The following is a 15026-nucleotide window of genomic DNA, read 5'->3' as shown; positions in this document are numbered from 1 at the left end:
GGGTTGAACGCGGCCCCTCGGCTACAATCCACCCCAGTATAAACGGCCGCCGCCGGATATTTTCCGGATGTTTTCGAGGCCCGCGCCCCCATCTCTCGAGGCTTCATGAAGCACGCCGCTCTCCCCTTCCCCATGGTTCTACGCATTCTTTCGGCCCTCCTGTTCGTGCTCGCCGCCGGTGCGGCGCAAGCCGACGACTATGCCGACGTCAACGCATTGCTGCGTCAGGGCAAGTCCCAAGAAGCGCTGGCAAAAGCCGATGCCTACATCGCAGGCAAGCCGCGCGATCCGCAAATGCGCTTCCTGCGCGGCGTGATCCTGACCGAGCAGGGCAAGCAGGCCGACGCGACCGCGGTCTTCACCCAGCTCACGCAGGATTTCCCCGAGCTGCCCGAGCCCTACAACAACCTCGCGGCCCTGTACGCAGCCCAGAGCCAGTTCGACAAGGCCCGTGCCGCGCTCGAAATGGCGATCAAGCTCAACCCGAGCTATGCCACCGCGCACGAAAACCTGGGCGACGTCTACGCCCGCCTCGCCGGCCAGTCCTATGGCCGCGCGCAACAGCTCGAAGCCGGCAACACCACCGTGGCGCCGAAGCTCGCGCTGATCCGCCAGCTCTTCACGACGCCGACCTCCGGCGCGCTGCCGCCCGCGACCAGCGTCATCCGCAAGCCCGTTCGTCAATAAATAGGCCCTCGCTGCCTCCCGTGCAGCGGCACGGCGCAGCGCTCTTCATTCGAAAGCGAGTCCTCTTGAACATGCACGTCCTTTCACGCCGCACGGCACTCGTCCTGGCCGCGAGCCTGGCCATCGCGAGCCCCAGCTGGGCGCAGAGCGCGCCGCGCGTCAAGCTCAGCACCTCGGCCGGCGACATCGTGGTCGAACTCGCGGCGGACAAAGCGCCGAAGACGGTCGAGAACTTTCTGCAGTACGTCAAGGACAAGCACTACGACGGCACGGTGTTCCATCGCGTGATCGACGGCTTCATGATCCAGGGCGGCGGCTTCACGGCCGACCTGCAGCAGAAAGCCACGCGCGCGCCGATCCCGCTCGAGGCCGGCAACGGCCTCAAGAACGACAAGTACACGATCGCGATGGCGCGCACCGGCAACCCCAACTCCGCCACCTCGCAGTTCTTCATCAACGTGAAGGACAACGCGATGCTCAACGCACCCAACCCCGACGGCTACGGCTACACCGTGTTCGGCAAGGTGGTGGCGGGCACCGAGGTGGTCGACAAAATCCGCGCCGCGCGCACGGGCAACAAGAACGGCATGCAGGACGTGCCGGTCGAAACCATCACCATCCAGTCCGCCACCGTGGCGAAGTAACCCAAGGAGCAACCCAATGAGCAATCCCCAAGTCGAACTGCACATCAAGGACCAGGGCGTGATCACGCTCGAACTCGACCAGGACAAGGCGCCGAAGACGGTCGAGAACTTCCTCGCCTACGTGACCAAGGGCCACTACGACAACACCGTGTTCCACCGCGTCATCCCCGGCTTCATGGTGCAGGGCGGCGGCTTCGAGCCGGGCATGACGCAGAAGCCGACCGGCGCCGAGGTCCAGAACGAGGCCAACAACGGCCTCAAGAACGACAACTACACCGTCGCCATGGCCCGCACCAGTGCACCGCATTCGGCGACCGCCCAGTTCTTCATCAACGTGGCCGACAACGGCTTCCTGAACCACACGGCGCCGTCGGCGCAGGGCTGGGGCTACGCGGTGTTCGGCAAGGTCGTCGGCGGCAAGGAAGTGGTCGACAAGATCAAGGCCGTGAAGACCGGCCGCAAGGGCTTCCACGACGATGTGCCGCTCGAAGACGTGGTGATCGAGAAGGCCGTCGTCAAAGACTGATCCATCGATGACGGCTTTCGCCGAGCTCGTGGCCCCTGCGGCGTGGCACACGGTCGACCTCCTCTCCGACCTCCACCTGCAGGCCTCGGATGCGGCCACTTTCGACGCCTGGCGCGGCTATCTGCAAACCACGCCGGCCGATGCGATCTTCATCCTCGGCGACCTGTTCGAGGTCTGGGTCGGCGACGATGCCGCGGCCGAACCCGGCTTCGAAGCGCAATGCGCCGAGTTGCTGCGCACGGCGGCCGAGCGCCGGCCGGTTTTCTTCATGCACGGCAACCGCGACTTCCTGGTCGGCGCAGCATTCGCGGCGCAGTGCAAGCTGACGCTGCTCGACGATCCGACCGTGCTGGTCCTGCATGAGCGGCGCTGGCTGCTGAGCCACGGCGACCTCCTCTGCCTGGAAGACACCGAGTACTTGCAATTCCGCGCCCAGGTGCGAACGCCTGCCTGGCGGAGCGCCTTTCTGGCACGGCCGCTGGCCGAGCGTCGCGCATTGGCCCGCTCGATGCGCACGCAGAGCGAAGACCGCAAGCGCAGTCCCGGCATGGTCTGGGCCGATGTCGATGCGGATGCCGCGCGCGCATGGCTCGCGCAGGCCGGCGCGGCGACGCTGGTCCACGGCCACACGCACCGGCCCGCGACACATGCACTCGGCGATGGGCTCGAGCGCATCGTACTGAGCGACTGGGACCTGACAGCCCACCCGGCGCGCGCCCAATTGCTCTGTCTTTCGAGCGCCGGCGCGCAACGCGTCGATCTGCGCTGATGTTCGGCTGGCTGCGCAACCTGCGCGCCCCGCCCCCGATTCCCGAGCCTGCCTGGCAGGCCACGCTGGCACGCTACCCCTTCCTCGCCGAGCGGCCGGCGGCCGACCTGGAGCGCCTGCGCCGCCTCGCGGCGGAATTCCTGCGCGACAAGGAATTCCACGGCGCGCACGGCTTCGTCATCACCGACGAAGTCGCGCTCGCGGTGGCGGCGCAGGCGGTGCTGCCGGTGCTGCACCTGAGAGGCGGCCTCACCTGGTACGACGATTTCGTCGGCATCGTGGTGCATCCCTCCGAAGCCGTGGCGCGCCGCAAGACGACCGACGAGACCGGCGTGGTGCATGAATACGAAGAGGTGCTGGCCGGCGAGGCCATGGACCGCGGCCCGGTGATGCTGAGCTGGCAGGACGTGCTCGCGAGCAGCGTCACGCGCGACGCGGGCTACAACGTCGTGATCCACGAGTTCGCCCACAAGATCGACATGCGCGGCGGCGCCGCCGATGGCTGCCCGCCGCTGCAGGCCGGCTTCGCAGGCACTTCGTCGGCGCGCGATGCACGCGCCGCCTGGTTCGCTGTGCTGCAGCCGGCCTACGACGCCTTCCGCGAGAAAACCATCGTGGCCGAGCGCTTCGGCGGCGAGCCGCCGTGGCTCGATGCCTACGCCGCCGAATCGCCCGGCGAGTTCTTTGCCGTGGCCTGCGAGGCCTACTTCGTGAACCGCACGCAGCTGGCCGCGGAATTCGCCGAACTGGTGGCCCTGTTCGACGAATTCTTCATCAAGCGCTAGGCGCCCTGCCCCTTATTTGCGCAGCAAGGCCTTGAGCGCGTTCTGCAGCCGGCGCGCCGATGCCGCGTCGTGCGCAGCGGCGAGCACCTTGCCGGCATCCTGCCCCCAGGTCTGGACCGGCGCCGGATCGCCGCGCTTGGTCAGCAGCTTCAGCTGCAGCGCACGGCGTGCATCGAGCTGCTCGGCCGGCGTTGGCACTTCGGCCGCCATCTCGAGGCGCAGCAAGGCCTCGGCCGCATCGTCGGCCGCGGCCGTCGGGCCTGCGGCCAGGGCCTGCGACCACTGGCCGCGCACCGCCGGCGTGACGGCGCGGCCCAGTTCCTGAGCGCTGGGCAGCTTCGACGCGTCGCGCTGCTCCCAGGCGCCGAGCACCTGCGTGAGCGCCTCGCCGTGCGCCTGAGCCGCGAGCTTGCGCAGCGCCAACTCGGCGCGTTCAAGCGCCTCGCGCTGCGCGCGGAAGGCGGCGTCGCCGAGGCGCGGACCGCGGTCCTCGAAGCGCGGCGGGCGGTCGCCGAAGCGGCCTCCGCCGGCGGGCGCGCCGCGATCGTTGGCGCGGGGCGCCCGGTCATTGGGACGGCCGCCCGGCGCGCCGCGGCTGTCGCGGCGATCGCCGAACTTGCCGCCACGTCCAGCCGGCAAGGCCTCGGCCTTCTTGTTGCCGGGACGGTCATCCCCGCGCACGGCGATCACCGGCTTCGGCGCGGGCTTGGGCGGCGCAGCGGGTGCCGGGCTGGCTTCGGCCTCCGCGGCATCGGTGCGCGCGGAGGGGTCGGCACCGTCGGCCGGCGCCACCAGATCGGGCGCCGATGCAGCGGATTCGGCGGGCGCCACGGGCGACGCCTCGGCGTCGCCGGGCGCGGGGGCCTGCTCGGCGCTCTCGCCGAACTCGGCCGCGGCCTGGCCCGGTGCCACCACTTCGGTGGCACCCACCGCGGGACCGTTGGACGTTGCCGTGGACGCAGGCGCAGGCGCTTCGCCGCGCAGCGCGGCTTCGAGCTGCGCGACGGCGGCGCGGATCTTCTGCGCATCGCCGGTGCTGTTGGCGGCATCCAGCGCCTTCGAGGCATTGAGCACGTTGCGGTCGTGCTCGCTCACGGCGGCAGCCGCCTTTTCGCGCTCGGCGCTCTTGCGATTGAAGGCCTCGTCGATCGGCGCGCGGAAGGCGTCCCACAGTTTCTGTTCCTGGCGGCGATCCAGCGGCACGCTCTGGGCCTCGGCCTGCCAGCGCTGCTGCAGCGCCTTGACCGCATCGATGCGCAGCATCGGCGCGGCGCCGAGTTCGGCGGCCTCGGCAATCATCGCCTGGCGCCGTTCGATGCTGGCCTTCTGCTGCGCTTCGAAGGGCGCGCGTGCAGAGCCAAAGGCCTCGTTCCATTGCGGCTGGAGTTCGGCGAACACCTTCTCGCCCACATGGCCGGCATCGCGCCAGCGATCAGCGAACTGGTGCAGCGCGCGGTTGTGCGCCTTGAGATCGGACGCATCCGCGTGCTCCGCGGCCCAGGCCTTCACTTCCTCGATCAGCGCCAGGCGCTGGGCGCGATGCTCGGCCGCGTCGGCGCGCACCTTCTCGAGCCAGGCCTCGACCACCTTGTGGGCTTCGTTGCAGGCTTCGTCGAAGCGCTTCCAGAGCGCGTGATTCGGCACGCCGCCCTGGTCGGCCTGCTTCCATTGCTCGCGCAGGGTGCGCAAGGTTTCCTGCATCTTGCGACCGCCCAGGGCCTGGCCTTCGGGGCGCTTGAGCAGGGCTTCGGCCTTGGCCACCAGTTCTTCACGCACCTTGTCGGCGCTCCAGCGCTGCCAGCCTTCGAGTTCGCCGGCGGCGACCAGGGCCGCATGCACGCGGGCTTCGAGCGGCGGCTCGACCAGCTTGCCGTGCTCCTTGAGCACGGCGCGCAGTGCGGCGGCTGCACCGGCACTGGCCTTGCCATGGCCTTCGGCGGTTTCCTTTTCGAGCTTGGCGAGCGCGGCCTCCACGGCAGCCTGCGCGGCGGCCCGCTTCTCGGGATCGACCTTCGGCACGGGAGGCTTCTGCGCCGCGGGCGCAGCCGCCTCGGCCACGCCGCCACGCGCAACGCGCAGCTCGTCGGCCCAGACCGGCACGGGCGGCAGCGGCGCGGCCGCATCCTCGGCCGCCGCGATGGTCTGCGCCAGCGCCTGGTGGAAAGCATCGGACACCACCAGCAACTGCGCCTTGGAGGACTCCAGCTGCGGCGCGAACTTGGCGTCGAGGCTGTTCCAGTTGCCGTCGGCCGTGATCTCCGCGGCCTGCTGCTGCCAGTGCGCGACGTCGGCGCGCAAGGCTTCTTCGGCGGCCTGCGCATCGCGCCAGCTCTTGGTCGACAGCACTTCGAAGCGCTGCGCCAGCAGCACGGCGGCCTCGCGATGGACCTGAGCGCGATGCTGCAGGTCCTCGATGCCCTTCACGCGTTCGGCCAACCGGGCCTTGAAGCCGGCCAGCGGCTCGCGCGACAGGGGCGCACCCGCCTTGGCCGCGTCGCGCTGCCAGGCCAGCGCGTCGGCGATGTTGAGCTTGGGCTGGGCCAGCAGCGCCTCGGCCTTGTGCGCCCATTCGGCGGCAATGGCTTCCTGGCCCTTGGCGCGCTTGAGCTCGTCGAGCTTCTCGCGCAGCAGGCGCGCGGCGCCCTTGTCGCGGCCGCTCAATTCCTTGAAGACCTCCTGCATCTGCTCGGGCGCCGGATTGCCCGCGAGCCAATCGCGGATGCGCTGGGCACGCTCACCCGAGGTCGGTGCAGTGAAGGCGCCGCCGGTCATCGTGTCGAGGGACTGGAGGTCGTTGGGCTTGGTGGAAGTTGAAGTCACTGCGCGAATGTCGTTATCTGAAGAAGAAAAGCGAAGGCGCCGGCATTTGCCGGCGCACTCCGCCATTTTCACCGACTTGTGCCCTGCTTTCAGCGGGTCGCCAGATTCAGTTCGGCACCTGGTTTCCAATCGTTGCCGGCAGCCTTCGTACGCACGGCACCGAGGAACAGCCGCTCGCTGGGAAGCTTCTGGGCCAGCAGGTAGTCGCGCACCACGGCGCCGCGCTCCACGGCGAGTTGCCGCATCGAATCCTCGTCGACCGGGATGCTGGCCATGAGCAGGTCTTCCATCTCCTTGGTCGGAAGATCCTTCGCCAGCCCGATCATGTTGCGCGGCTTGGTGATCTCGGAGCGCTTGTACACCGCGGCCAGCAACTCCGGGTATTCGGCATCGGTGAGGGGCGTGACTTCGGCTGCATTCTGGCTGCCGCTGCGCGCCGCGGCGCGGCGTTTCTCGGTCTGGGCGAGTGCGCGCAGGCGCTGGCGCTGGTAGGACTCGCGCTCCTGCTCGAGGCTGGCGGTGCCGACCACGGTCATCTGCAGCCCGGGTCGGTCCGTGAGCGCCTTCACCACCTTGTCGAGGCTTTCCTTGGCGGCCGGCGAAAGATCCGAACTGCCGGGCGCGAAAGTGATCGCGCTCGACTCGCCGCTGCCGCCGCCCAGTCCGCCCGTGAGCAGGCTGAACGGCGAGGTGGCGGCCTTGACGATCAGGTTCACGATCGCTTTGAAGATCAGCGGGCCGAGGCTGAACTGCGGATCGTTGAGTGAGCCGCTGACGGGAAAGTCGATGTCGATCACGCCATTGCGGTCGGCCAGCAGGGCGACGGCCAGGCGCACCGGCAGGCTGTTCGGCGCGCCCTGCACTTCGTCGCCGAACTGCAGCTGGTTGAGCACCAGCTTGTTGGTGGCGGTGAGCTGGCCGTCGGGCGTGATCTTGTAGGTGACGTTCATGCTGAGCTTGCCGCGCTCGATGCCGTGCCCGGCGTAGCGCACCGAGTACGGCGACAGCGGCGGCAGATCGAGCTCGCGCATCTTGGCCGTGATGTCGAGTTCGAGCGGCTTGGCCAGCGGATTGAGCTTGCCGGTGATCTCGAGCTGGGCGGTTTGCTGCGCCTTGCCGCGCAATTCGAGATCGGCCAGCGCTGGCTTGTCGCCTTGCGGCTTCGACGAGAAGGCGCTGAGCTTGCCGGTCAGCTCGCTGAGGTCGGCGGAATAATTGGGCTTGACGAACAGATCGGTGAAATCGATGCGTCCGTTGACCATGCTCATCGGACCGAAATTGATGACCGGCGCCGGGCCGCCGCTGTCGGGCGCAGGCGCTTTGGCCACAGCCGCCGGGGCCGGTGCGGCGGTCTCGGTTGCGCCGCCGACCATGGCTTCCGCCGAGACGGGGGCGCCTCCCGAGCGTGCGGCGGGCTTGGCGGTGGTCGTGGTGGTCGTGCCGCCGAGGCTGCGGCGCGTGGTGGGTTCGCCTGCCGGCGCTACGGCGGCGGTCGTCTGGCCGGGCTTCTTGGTGAGGTCCTGCAGGTTGAGGCGACCGGCCGGATCGACGATCACGCGGGCGAAGAAGTCGGTCAGGGTGGTTTCGCGCACGTCCACGGCCAGCGGCGCGCTGGGCGCCATGTTGACTTGCAGGCCACGCAGGCTCAGTGTCTTCCAGCTCAGGATCTGGTTGCTGCGGGTCGCCAAGCCCGGCGACTGGGTCAGCGCTGCGCTGTTGGCGCGGAAGTCGTCCAGCGCCGTATCGCCGGCCAGCTTGAGACTCATGCCCGCGGGTGCCGTCGCGAACTTGACCGTGCCGCGGTAGTTGGCGAACGCGCGCCGGATGTCGATGTTCAGTGCATCGGCGTAGTAGGCCTTGAAGGCATGGGCCGGAATGGCGGCCACCTCCAGCCGACCCTCGGCCGCCACCGGCTTGAGCACGACCGAACCCTTGTAATCGAAGCGCCCGGCTTCCGCGCGGCCGGCACCGATGCGCCCCGAAAGCTGCAAGGGCGAAGCGGTGGCGCTGTTGGGAGCGATCTTCTGCGCGTTGAGTTTCAGCGCGCTGATCTCGAAGGCCACCGGTGTGGCGCCGGCCTTGTCCGAATAAGAGAGCGCGCCATTGTCGACCGCCACCGTGCCGATGGAAAGCTCCCACGGCTTGGTGTTGGCGCCCGGCGCAGCGGCCGCCCCGGCGGGCTTGGGAGCCGCGACCTTGGCAGCCGCGCCGTTGCTCTGGCTGCCGCCCGCCGGGGTTTTCAGCCAGCGTTCGAACATCCAGCGCTTTTCGTTGTCGCGCTCGACGACGACCTTGGGACTGGTGGCCGTGAACGAAGCGATCGCGAGCGTGTGCTTCGTCATGTCGACTTCGGCATCCACGAGCTCGAAGCGCCCGACGCTCGCCAGCGCGGTCTTGGCCTGCGTCAGCGCGAGCCCGTCGGCCGCGACGCGGCGCGCCTTGAGCTTCAGATCGGGCTGGGCCCAGGCCACGTCGATCTGGCCGCTGAGCTTGCCGTCGAGCGTGGGCTCCAGGCTCTGCGCGAGGTACGGGGCCGCCAGCGACAACGGCAAGCCCTCAACCTCGGTCTGGACCTTGGCCACCTTGTCGGTCGCCTCGCCGCTGAACTTGAGGGGGGCCCCGCCGACCGAGGTGGAACCGCTGAAAGGCGCCGGCTTGTCCATCGGCCAGGTCAGGGCGCTGGCTTCGATGTTGAGCTGCTTCACGTCGATGGCCGCGGCCGGCTGGGTGGTCTGGTCGCGCCAGCCGATCTCGCCGCCGGAAAGCGCCAGCTTGTCGACCCGAACCCGCCAGGCCGGCTGCTCGGCCGGCTTCGGTACAGGTTCGCCGTTCGTGTTGGGTGCCGCGGCGGGTGTCACTTTTTCGGTTGCGCCGGTGGCCCGGTCGGTGGCCAGCAGGTTGAGCTGCCCGGCTGCATCGCGCGCCACGACCAGCTGCGGCGCGGCCAGCGCCACCTCGCCCAGATGCACCACGCGCTCCAGCGGCCGGACGTCGGCCAGCGCAACCTTGAGCGAATCGAAGCCGAGCAGATCGCGCCCCTTCGAATCCGCCAGCTTGATGCTGTGCGCCGCGACCGTGCCGGAGAGCTTGAGGCCCGCGGTGGCGGTGCGTTCGAAGTCGATCTTGAGGTCCGCGTCGAGCTTGCCGGCGCGCAGGGCGACCGGCAGGCCGCCGGGGATGTAGCCCAGGTAAGGCACCAGGTCCAGATCCTTGAAGTGCACCTGCGCGTCGGTCTTGCGGCTTTCCGCGAAGGGCGTGGCGAAAGCGGCCGAATCGAATCCGCTGCCGTTCAGGACGAAGGCCAGCTTGGGCTCGGTCTTGATTTCGCGCTGCGAAGGCAGATTGCTGAGAAAGGGTACCTTGAGCACGAGGTCGCGCAGCTCGTGCCTGCGCTTGACGGTCTGGTCGTCGAAATCGACCGCGCCGCCGGTGATGGCGATGTTGTAGATCGCGAAGCGCGGCGGCTCGCTCTTGGGCGCGTCGGGCGCGCTGGCGAGCTTGGCCAGGATGTCGTCGATGTCGTACTTGCCGTCCGCCAGGTGCGTCAGCAGGATGGCCGGCGCGTCGATGGCAATGGCATCGATCACCGGCGCCAGACGCAGGATCGATTGCAGCTCCGCATCGGCATAGATGCGCGCCACCGCCACCTGGGGCTGGCTGCCGTCGGCCGTGGCGATGCGCAGGTCCTTCAGCGTCAGCTCGAGCGTCCAGGGCTTGAAGTCGATCTTGCCGACCGTAACCTGGCGACCCAGCTTTTCGCTCGCGACCTTCTGGATCTGGCTCTTGGCGATCGGCGGCACCGCCAACCAGGCAAGCAGCCAGAGACCGAGCAGTACCAGCAACGCCAGCACTCCCCGTCGCACCCATTTGTTCTGTTTCAGCGAAGCAGCATTCATCATCGGGGGCGAGTGTGCCGCAAAAGTGCGAGCACCTTCCCAGAAAGAAGAAAGCCCGGTGGCTCGACGCGAAGTCTGGCCTCCGGGCTCGATGGCGGGCGCAACGCCCATGCCATCTTTTCGCTCGACCGGAAGTGAATTTGTTCCGACCGTGCTGGCAGCAAGAGATTGCCACCGTTGGGCCTCGGCCGCTGAACCGTTCGATTGCTCTTCCGGTTGCTGGACCTTGGTTTAACGCCTGAAAGCTCAGGCCTCCTCAGGGTAGGCGCGCGCTCCAAGGATTGCAAATGAGCTTTTCAATGGATCGGCGGCCGGCGATTCGCCCCCCTTTTCAAGCCTTGTTAGCATAAAAACTCAAATCCTTATTCTTGACCGTGTATTTAGCCCCTCCTAGAATCCGCGTAGCCCCCGCCGCCACTTGGCAGCCGGGACTCCACCAATATCCGCTGCTGAATTCTTTCGGCTTAGTCAGGTGGCCGCGCTCCACTCCCCCTCCTTGCGCGGAACCTGATTCGTACCAATCCAAGCGCCGCTGCCTTCGACCATCGCCCTTCTGGCGCTGCGACTCAGGTGCCGCACAGAAAGGAAGAGCGATGAAACAGGCGTTTGAAGCCACGGCCCGCGGGCTGCGGACCGTCGTGTCCGATGTGGCCGACGGTTTTTTCGAGATCACCCACAACGGCTTTGCCCTGGTCGGCTTGGCCATCGTGTTCGCTGCGCTGGCGCTGGCCGCGCGCCCGGACCTGCGCCAGTCCGGCGAAGAACAGCTCATGGGCTGGCTCCAGTCGCGCAAGCCGCCGCCGGAGGCAACCGATCTCGAGCCGACGGCCATCGACCGCACCACGGCGGCGAGCCCGCACGAGCTGCCCAAGCAGCAGGCCGCCGTCGCCTACTGGCTGAGCAAGAAGTACCGCGTGGCCGTCGAGCCGTTGAGCGTGCTGGTGGCCGAAGCCTTCGAACTCGGCAAGCGCACCAAGCTCGACCCGACCCTGATCCTGGCCATCATGGCGGTCGAATCCAGCTTCAACCCCTTTGCCCAGAGCCAGGTCGGCGCCCAGGGCCTGATGCAGGTGATGACCCGCGTGCACGGCGAGAAGTACGAACGCGCGGGCGGCACCCTGACCGCCTTCGATCCGGTGACCAACATGCGCGTGGGCGTCAAGGTGCTGCAGGAATGCATCGCGCGCGCAGGTTCGCTCGAGGGCGGCCTCAAGTTCTATGTCGGCGCCGCCAATCTGCCCGACGACGGCGGCTATGCCGGCAAGGTGCTGGCCGAACATGCGCGCCTGCAGCAGGTGGTCGGCGGACGCACGCCGCCCACCACCACGCCGACACCGCCCGGCATGCGGGCGCAGCCGCTGCCCGTGGTGGCACCCGCCAAGCCGGAAGCGAACACGCAGAGCGTGGCGTTGCTGTCCGATCTGTAGGCCCTTTCGAAGACGGCGGCCATCGCCGTCAGCTACACTCGACCGGCACGCGACTGGCGATAGGCGCAACCCTTTTCAGGTGCATTGCGCTGACGTGGAACACCACTGGGAAGCGTGCCGCCCGCGGTCTTGAGCAGGCGTTCAGCCGTTCGCCTGGGCAGCCCTTGTTTGGTTGAAGAACAAGGACCATCGTCTTAAAGGACTGCCATGTACAACCGCAATATCCTGGTCGAACAGACCGATCCCGAAATCTGGGCCGCCATCCAGGCCGAGCATGCCCGGCAGGAACAGCACATCGAGCTGATCGCGAGCGAGAACTACGCGTCGCCTGCCGTGATGGCCGCGCAAGGCACGCAGCTCACCAACAAGTACGCCGAAGGCTATCCCGGCAAGCGCTATTACGGCGGCTGCGAACATGTCGACGTGGCCGAGCAGCTGGCGATCGACCGCGTCAAGCAGCTCTTCGGCGCCGACGCGGCCAACGTGCAGGCGCATTGCGGCGCCTCAGCCAACGAGGCCGTCATGCTGGCCTTCCTGAAGCCTGGCGACACCATCATGGGCATGAGCCTGGCCGAAGGCGGCCACCTGACCCACGGCATGCCGCTCAACATGAGTGGCAAGTGGTTCAACGTCGTGAGCTACGGCCTGAACGACAAGGAAGAGATCGACTACGACGCGATGGAGCGCAAGGCGCACGAATCGATGCCCAAGTTGATCATCGCGGGCGCCTCGGCCTACTCGCTGCGCATCGATTTCGAGCGCTTCGCCAAGGTGGCCAAGGACGTCGGCGCCATCTTCATGGTCGACATCGCCCACTACGCGGGTCTGGTCGCCGCCGGCGTCTACCCGAACCCCGTGCCGCACGCGGACGTGGTGACCTCCACCACCCACAAGAGCCTGCGCGGACCGCGCGGCGGCATCATCCTGATGAAGTCGCAGCACGAGAAGGCGATCAACAGCGCCATCTTCCCGGGCCTGCAGGGCGGACCGCTGATGCACGTGATCGCGGCCAAGGCGGTGGCCTTCAAGGAGGCGCTCTCGCCCGAGTTCAAGGCCTACCAGCAGCAGGTGGTCAAGAACGCGCAGATCGTTGCCGAAACGCTCACCGGGCGCGGCCTGCGCATCGTGAGCGGCCGCACCGAGAGCCATGTGATGCTGGTCGACCTGCGCGCCAAGGGCATCACCGGCAAGGAAGCCGAGGCCGTGCTGGGCAGCGCCCACATGACGATCAACAAGAACGCGATCCCGAACGATCCGGAAAAGCCGATGGTCACGAGCGGCGTGCGCATCGGCACCCCGGCGCTGACCACGCGCGGTTTCAAGGACGAGGAGGCGCGCGCCACCGCGAACCTGATCGCCGACGTGCTGGACAACCCGCGCGATGCCGCCACCATCGAAGCGGTGCGTGCGAAGGTGCATGCACTGACCAGCCGCTTTCCCGTCTACGGTTGAACCGAAAGTGACCGCATGAAGTGCCCCTTTTGCGGTCACCTCGAAACGCAGGTCGTCGAGACCCGCGTTTCGGAAGACGGCGACTTCGTGCGGCGCCGCCGGCAGTGCGGCGCCTGCGACAAGCGCTTCACCACCTACGAACGGCCGGACGTCAATTTCCCGGTCGTGGTCAAGAAGGACGGCAGCCGCGCCGACTTCGATCCCAAGAAGGTCCGCGCCTCGATGATGCTGGCGCTGCGCAAGCGGCCGGTGAGCATCGAGCAGATCGACCATGCGCTGCTGCGCATCGAGCAGAAGCTCCTGTCCAGCGGCTTGCGGGAAATCGAATCGACCAAGGTGGGCGAACTGGTGATGCGGGAGCTCAAGCGCATGGACAAGGTGGCGTACGTGCGCTTTGCTTCGGTTTACAGAAGCTTTGAGGATGTGGACGAGTTCCGGCAGTTGCTGCGGGATATCTGAGACGCACCGGAAGCGGCACCTCTGACGCCGGTATTCGTGATCGTCAGAGCACCGCAGGCGTCGGAGGCCATCTGCCGTGGCGTCTACGGCACGCCGTGCGAGGAATGAGTTGAAGCTCGGCACAGCCAACGACGCCAGGGTCGCCAAGAGCGCAACCACGACCAACAGTTCGAGTAAAACCGCAAATCCCTGCAGGTCGCCGGCGAGACCCGTCCCGGCCCGAGCAAAATGGTCGCTTCATACATTCAATCCGCGCCGACAGGCCGGCGCGAACTTCCTCCCCTGGCTCAATCAATTCGGCGCGAAGTCTAAATTCCGGAAGCGATGCATGAACAAATCTTTCGACAAACGGACTGAATTGAAGGATCAGCGGAAATCTCGCTAAATCTGAATCAAATCTGAATTTGAAGAATTGCGAATTGACGCCCCCATGAATAGAGATATCCAGGCCATGGCGCAGGCGCTCGATCTCGCCCGTCAGGCGAGCGTCGAGGCGGAGCCGAATCCCCGTGTCGGTTGCGTTTTGCTCGACGAAGAAGGCGCGGTGATCGGTCAAGGCTCCACGCAAACGGTGGGCGGCCCTCATGCGGAAATCATGGCCTTGCGCGACGCCGCCGCCCGCAATTGCCCGATCAAAGGCGCCACGGCCTATGTGACGCTCGAGCCCTGCTCGCACCATGGCCGCACCGGCCCCTGCTGCGACGCATTGATCGCGGCCGGCATCAAGAAAGTCGTGGCGTCCATCGCCGATCCCAATCCGCTGGTCGCCGGCCAGGGTTTCGAGCGCCTGCGCGCCGCCGGCGTCGAATTGGAGGTCGGCGCGGGCGCTGATGAATCGCGTGAACTCAACCTCGGCTTTTTCAGCCGCATGGTCCGCAAGACGCCCTGGGTGCGGCTCAAGGTCGCCGCTTCGCTCGACGGCAAGACGGCGCTGGCCAACGGCACCAGCCAATGGATCACTTCGGAAGCAGCGCGCACAGACGGCCACGCCTGGCGCGCGCGCGCAAGTGCGGTACTGACGGGTGTCGGCACCGTACTCGAAGACGATCCGCGCCTCGATGTGCGGCTGGTCCCAACGCCGCGGCAGCCCCATCTCGTGGTGGTCGACAGCCATTTGCAGACGCCGCCGGAGGCAAAGATCTTCGGCGCGGCCCGGCCCGTCTGGATCTATGCCGCCAACCGGAACGACGCCAGGCAGGCCGCGCTGGAGGCCAAGGGCGCGACGGTCAGCTACCTCGCCAACCCCCAGGGCAAGGTCGACCTCGCGGCCATGCTGCGCGATCTCGCCGTGCGCGAGGTCAATGAACTCCATGTCGAGGCTGGCCACAAGCTCAACGGCTCGCTGATCCGCGAAGGGCTGGTCGACGAACTGCTGGTTTACTTGGCGCCAAAGTTCATCGGAGACGGGCTCGGCATGGCCAGCCAGCCGCATGCATCGGGCCCCCTGACCGTGCTTGGCGATGCATTGGCGCTCGAATTCAAGTCCTTCGAGCCGGTCGGCCCGGACCTGCGAATCGTCGCCCGGGTCGCTGGTCGAGACCGCTTTTAGGGTTTGGCCGAG

Annotated in this window: 11 protein-coding genes and 1 riboswitch; of the genes, 9 read left to right on the top strand and 2 right to left on the bottom strand. The window is 67.5% G+C overall.

What is annotated here, in order from left to right:
• Positions 1-105: 105 nt before the first annotated feature.
• The 5 genes from ACSQ86_RS11915 (at position 106) to ACSQ86_RS11895 (ending at position 3411) form a co-directional block, all read left to right on the top strand.
• Positions 106-687, top strand: coding sequence for a tetratricopeptide repeat protein (locus ACSQ86_RS11915; protein ID WP_436308897.1), 582 nt, complete (start codon positions 106-108; stop codon positions 685-687).
• A gap of 71 nt (positions 688-758) precedes the next feature.
• The gene (locus ACSQ86_RS11910) at positions 759-1331 is read left to right on the top strand and encodes a peptidylprolyl isomerase (protein WP_093109135.1); all 573 of its coding nucleotides are present in this window, start codon (positions 759-761) and stop codon (positions 1329-1331) included.
• A 16-nt stretch (positions 1332-1347) separates the two neighbouring features.
• Positions 1348-1857 carry a peptidylprolyl isomerase gene (locus tag ACSQ86_RS11905; protein ID WP_436303781.1) on the top strand — a complete coding sequence of 170 codons (510 nt, stop codon included), beginning with the start codon at positions 1348-1350 and terminating at the stop codon, positions 1855-1857.
• Between the two features lie 7 nt (positions 1858-1864).
• Positions 1865-2626 (top strand): UDP-2,3-diacylglucosamine diphosphatase, encoded by a 762-nt coding sequence (locus ACSQ86_RS11900; RefSeq protein ID WP_436303780.1) that lies wholly within the window; start codon positions 1865-1867, stop codon positions 2624-2626.
• Positions 2626-3411, top strand: a complete 786-nt coding sequence (locus ACSQ86_RS11895; protein ID WP_436303779.1) for a zinc-dependent peptidase — start codon at positions 2626-2628, stop codon at positions 3409-3411. The genes ACSQ86_RS11900 and ACSQ86_RS11895 overlap by 1 nt, the downstream gene beginning before the upstream one ends.
• A gap of 12 nt (positions 3412-3423) precedes the next feature.
• Here ACSQ86_RS11895 and ACSQ86_RS11890 read toward each other — a convergent pair whose 3' ends face one another.
• Both ACSQ86_RS11890 and ACSQ86_RS11885 read right to left on the bottom strand, forming a co-directional pair.
• Complete coding sequence (locus ACSQ86_RS11890) at positions 3424-6231, bottom strand: DUF349 domain-containing protein (protein WP_436303778.1); 2808 nt, start codon at positions 6229-6231, stop codon at positions 3424-3426.
• A gap of 89 nt (positions 6232-6320) precedes the next feature.
• A complete protein-coding gene (locus ACSQ86_RS11885) occupies positions 6321-10127 on the bottom strand; it encodes a DUF748 domain-containing protein (RefSeq protein WP_436303777.1) in 3807 nt (1268 codons plus the stop codon).
• A 593-nt stretch (positions 10128-10720) separates the two neighbouring features.
• On the opposite strand from ACSQ86_RS11885, the gene ACSQ86_RS11880 reads away from it, so the two are divergent.
• The 4 genes from ACSQ86_RS11880 (at position 10721) to ribD (ending at position 15014) form a co-directional block, all read left to right on the top strand.
• Positions 10721-11554, top strand: a complete 834-nt coding sequence (locus tag ACSQ86_RS11880; protein WP_436292487.1) for a transglycosylase SLT domain-containing protein — start codon at positions 10721-10723, stop codon at positions 11552-11554.
• 39 nt (positions 11555-11593) lie between these two features.
• Positions 11594-11720: riboswitch (ZMP/ZTP riboswitch) on the top strand.
• A 41-nt stretch (positions 11721-11761) separates the two neighbouring features.
• On the top strand, positions 11762-13006 hold the full coding sequence (gene glyA / locus ACSQ86_RS11875) for a serine hydroxymethyltransferase (protein WP_436292486.1): 1245 nt from the start codon (positions 11762-11764) through the stop codon (positions 13004-13006).
• A 15-nt stretch (positions 13007-13021) separates the two neighbouring features.
• On the top strand, positions 13022-13465 hold the full coding sequence (gene nrdR / locus ACSQ86_RS11870; protein ID WP_093109128.1) for a transcriptional regulator NrdR: 444 nt from the start codon (positions 13022-13024) through the stop codon (positions 13463-13465).
• Between the two features lie 430 nt (positions 13466-13895).
• The gene (gene ribD / locus ACSQ86_RS11865) at positions 13896-15014 is read left to right on the top strand and encodes a bifunctional diaminohydroxyphosphoribosylaminopyrimidine deaminase/5-amino-6-(5-phosphoribosylamino)uracil reductase RibD (protein ID WP_436303776.1); all 1119 of its coding nucleotides are present in this window, start codon (positions 13896-13898) and stop codon (positions 15012-15014) included.
• Positions 15015-15026: the final 12 nt, after the last annotated feature.

The organism is Variovorax sp. LjRoot130 (assembly GCF_964253755.1).
GTDB lineage: Bacteria > Pseudomonadota > Gammaproteobacteria > Burkholderiales > Burkholderiaceae_C > Variovorax.
The sequence above is the reverse complement of the archived record's forward strand: the minus strand, read 5'-3'. Positions and strand labels throughout refer to the sequence as shown.

What these genes read in the sequence shown, in the direction of transcription:
- nrdR (WP_093109128.1), top strand. Translation starts at nt 13,022, where the DNA reads ATGAAGTGCCCCTTTTGCGGTCACCTCGAAACGCAGGTCGTCGAGACC.
- ACSQ86_RS11905 (WP_436303781.1), top strand. Translation starts at nt 1,348, where the DNA reads ATGAGCAATCCCCAAGTCGAACTGCACATCAAGGACCAGGGCGTGATC.
- ACSQ86_RS11895 (WP_436303779.1), top strand. Translation starts at nt 2,626, where the DNA reads ATGTTCGGCTGGCTGCGCAACCTGCGCGCCCCGCCCCCGATTCCCGAG.
- ACSQ86_RS11900 (WP_436303780.1), top strand. Translation starts at nt 1,865, where the DNA reads ATGACGGCTTTCGCCGAGCTCGTGGCCCCTGCGGCGTGGCACACGGTC.
- ACSQ86_RS11880 (WP_436292487.1), top strand. Translation starts at nt 10,721, where the DNA reads ATGAAACAGGCGTTTGAAGCCACGGCCCGCGGGCTGCGGACCGTCGTG.
- ribD (WP_436303776.1), top strand. Translation starts at nt 13,896, where the DNA reads ATGAATAGAGATATCCAGGCCATGGCGCAGGCGCTCGATCTCGCCCGT.
- glyA (WP_436292486.1), top strand. Translation starts at nt 11,762, where the DNA reads ATGTACAACCGCAATATCCTGGTCGAACAGACCGATCCCGAAATCTGG.
- ACSQ86_RS11885 (WP_436303777.1), bottom strand. Translation starts at nt 10,127, where the DNA reads ATGAATGCTGCTTCGCTGAAACAGAACAAATGGGTGCGACGGGGAGTG.
- ACSQ86_RS11915 (WP_436308897.1), top strand. Translation starts at nt 106, where the DNA reads ATGAAGCACGCCGCTCTCCCCTTCCCCATGGTTCTACGCATTCTTTCG.
- ACSQ86_RS11910 (WP_093109135.1), top strand. Translation starts at nt 759, where the DNA reads ATGCACGTCCTTTCACGCCGCACGGCACTCGTCCTGGCCGCGAGCCTG.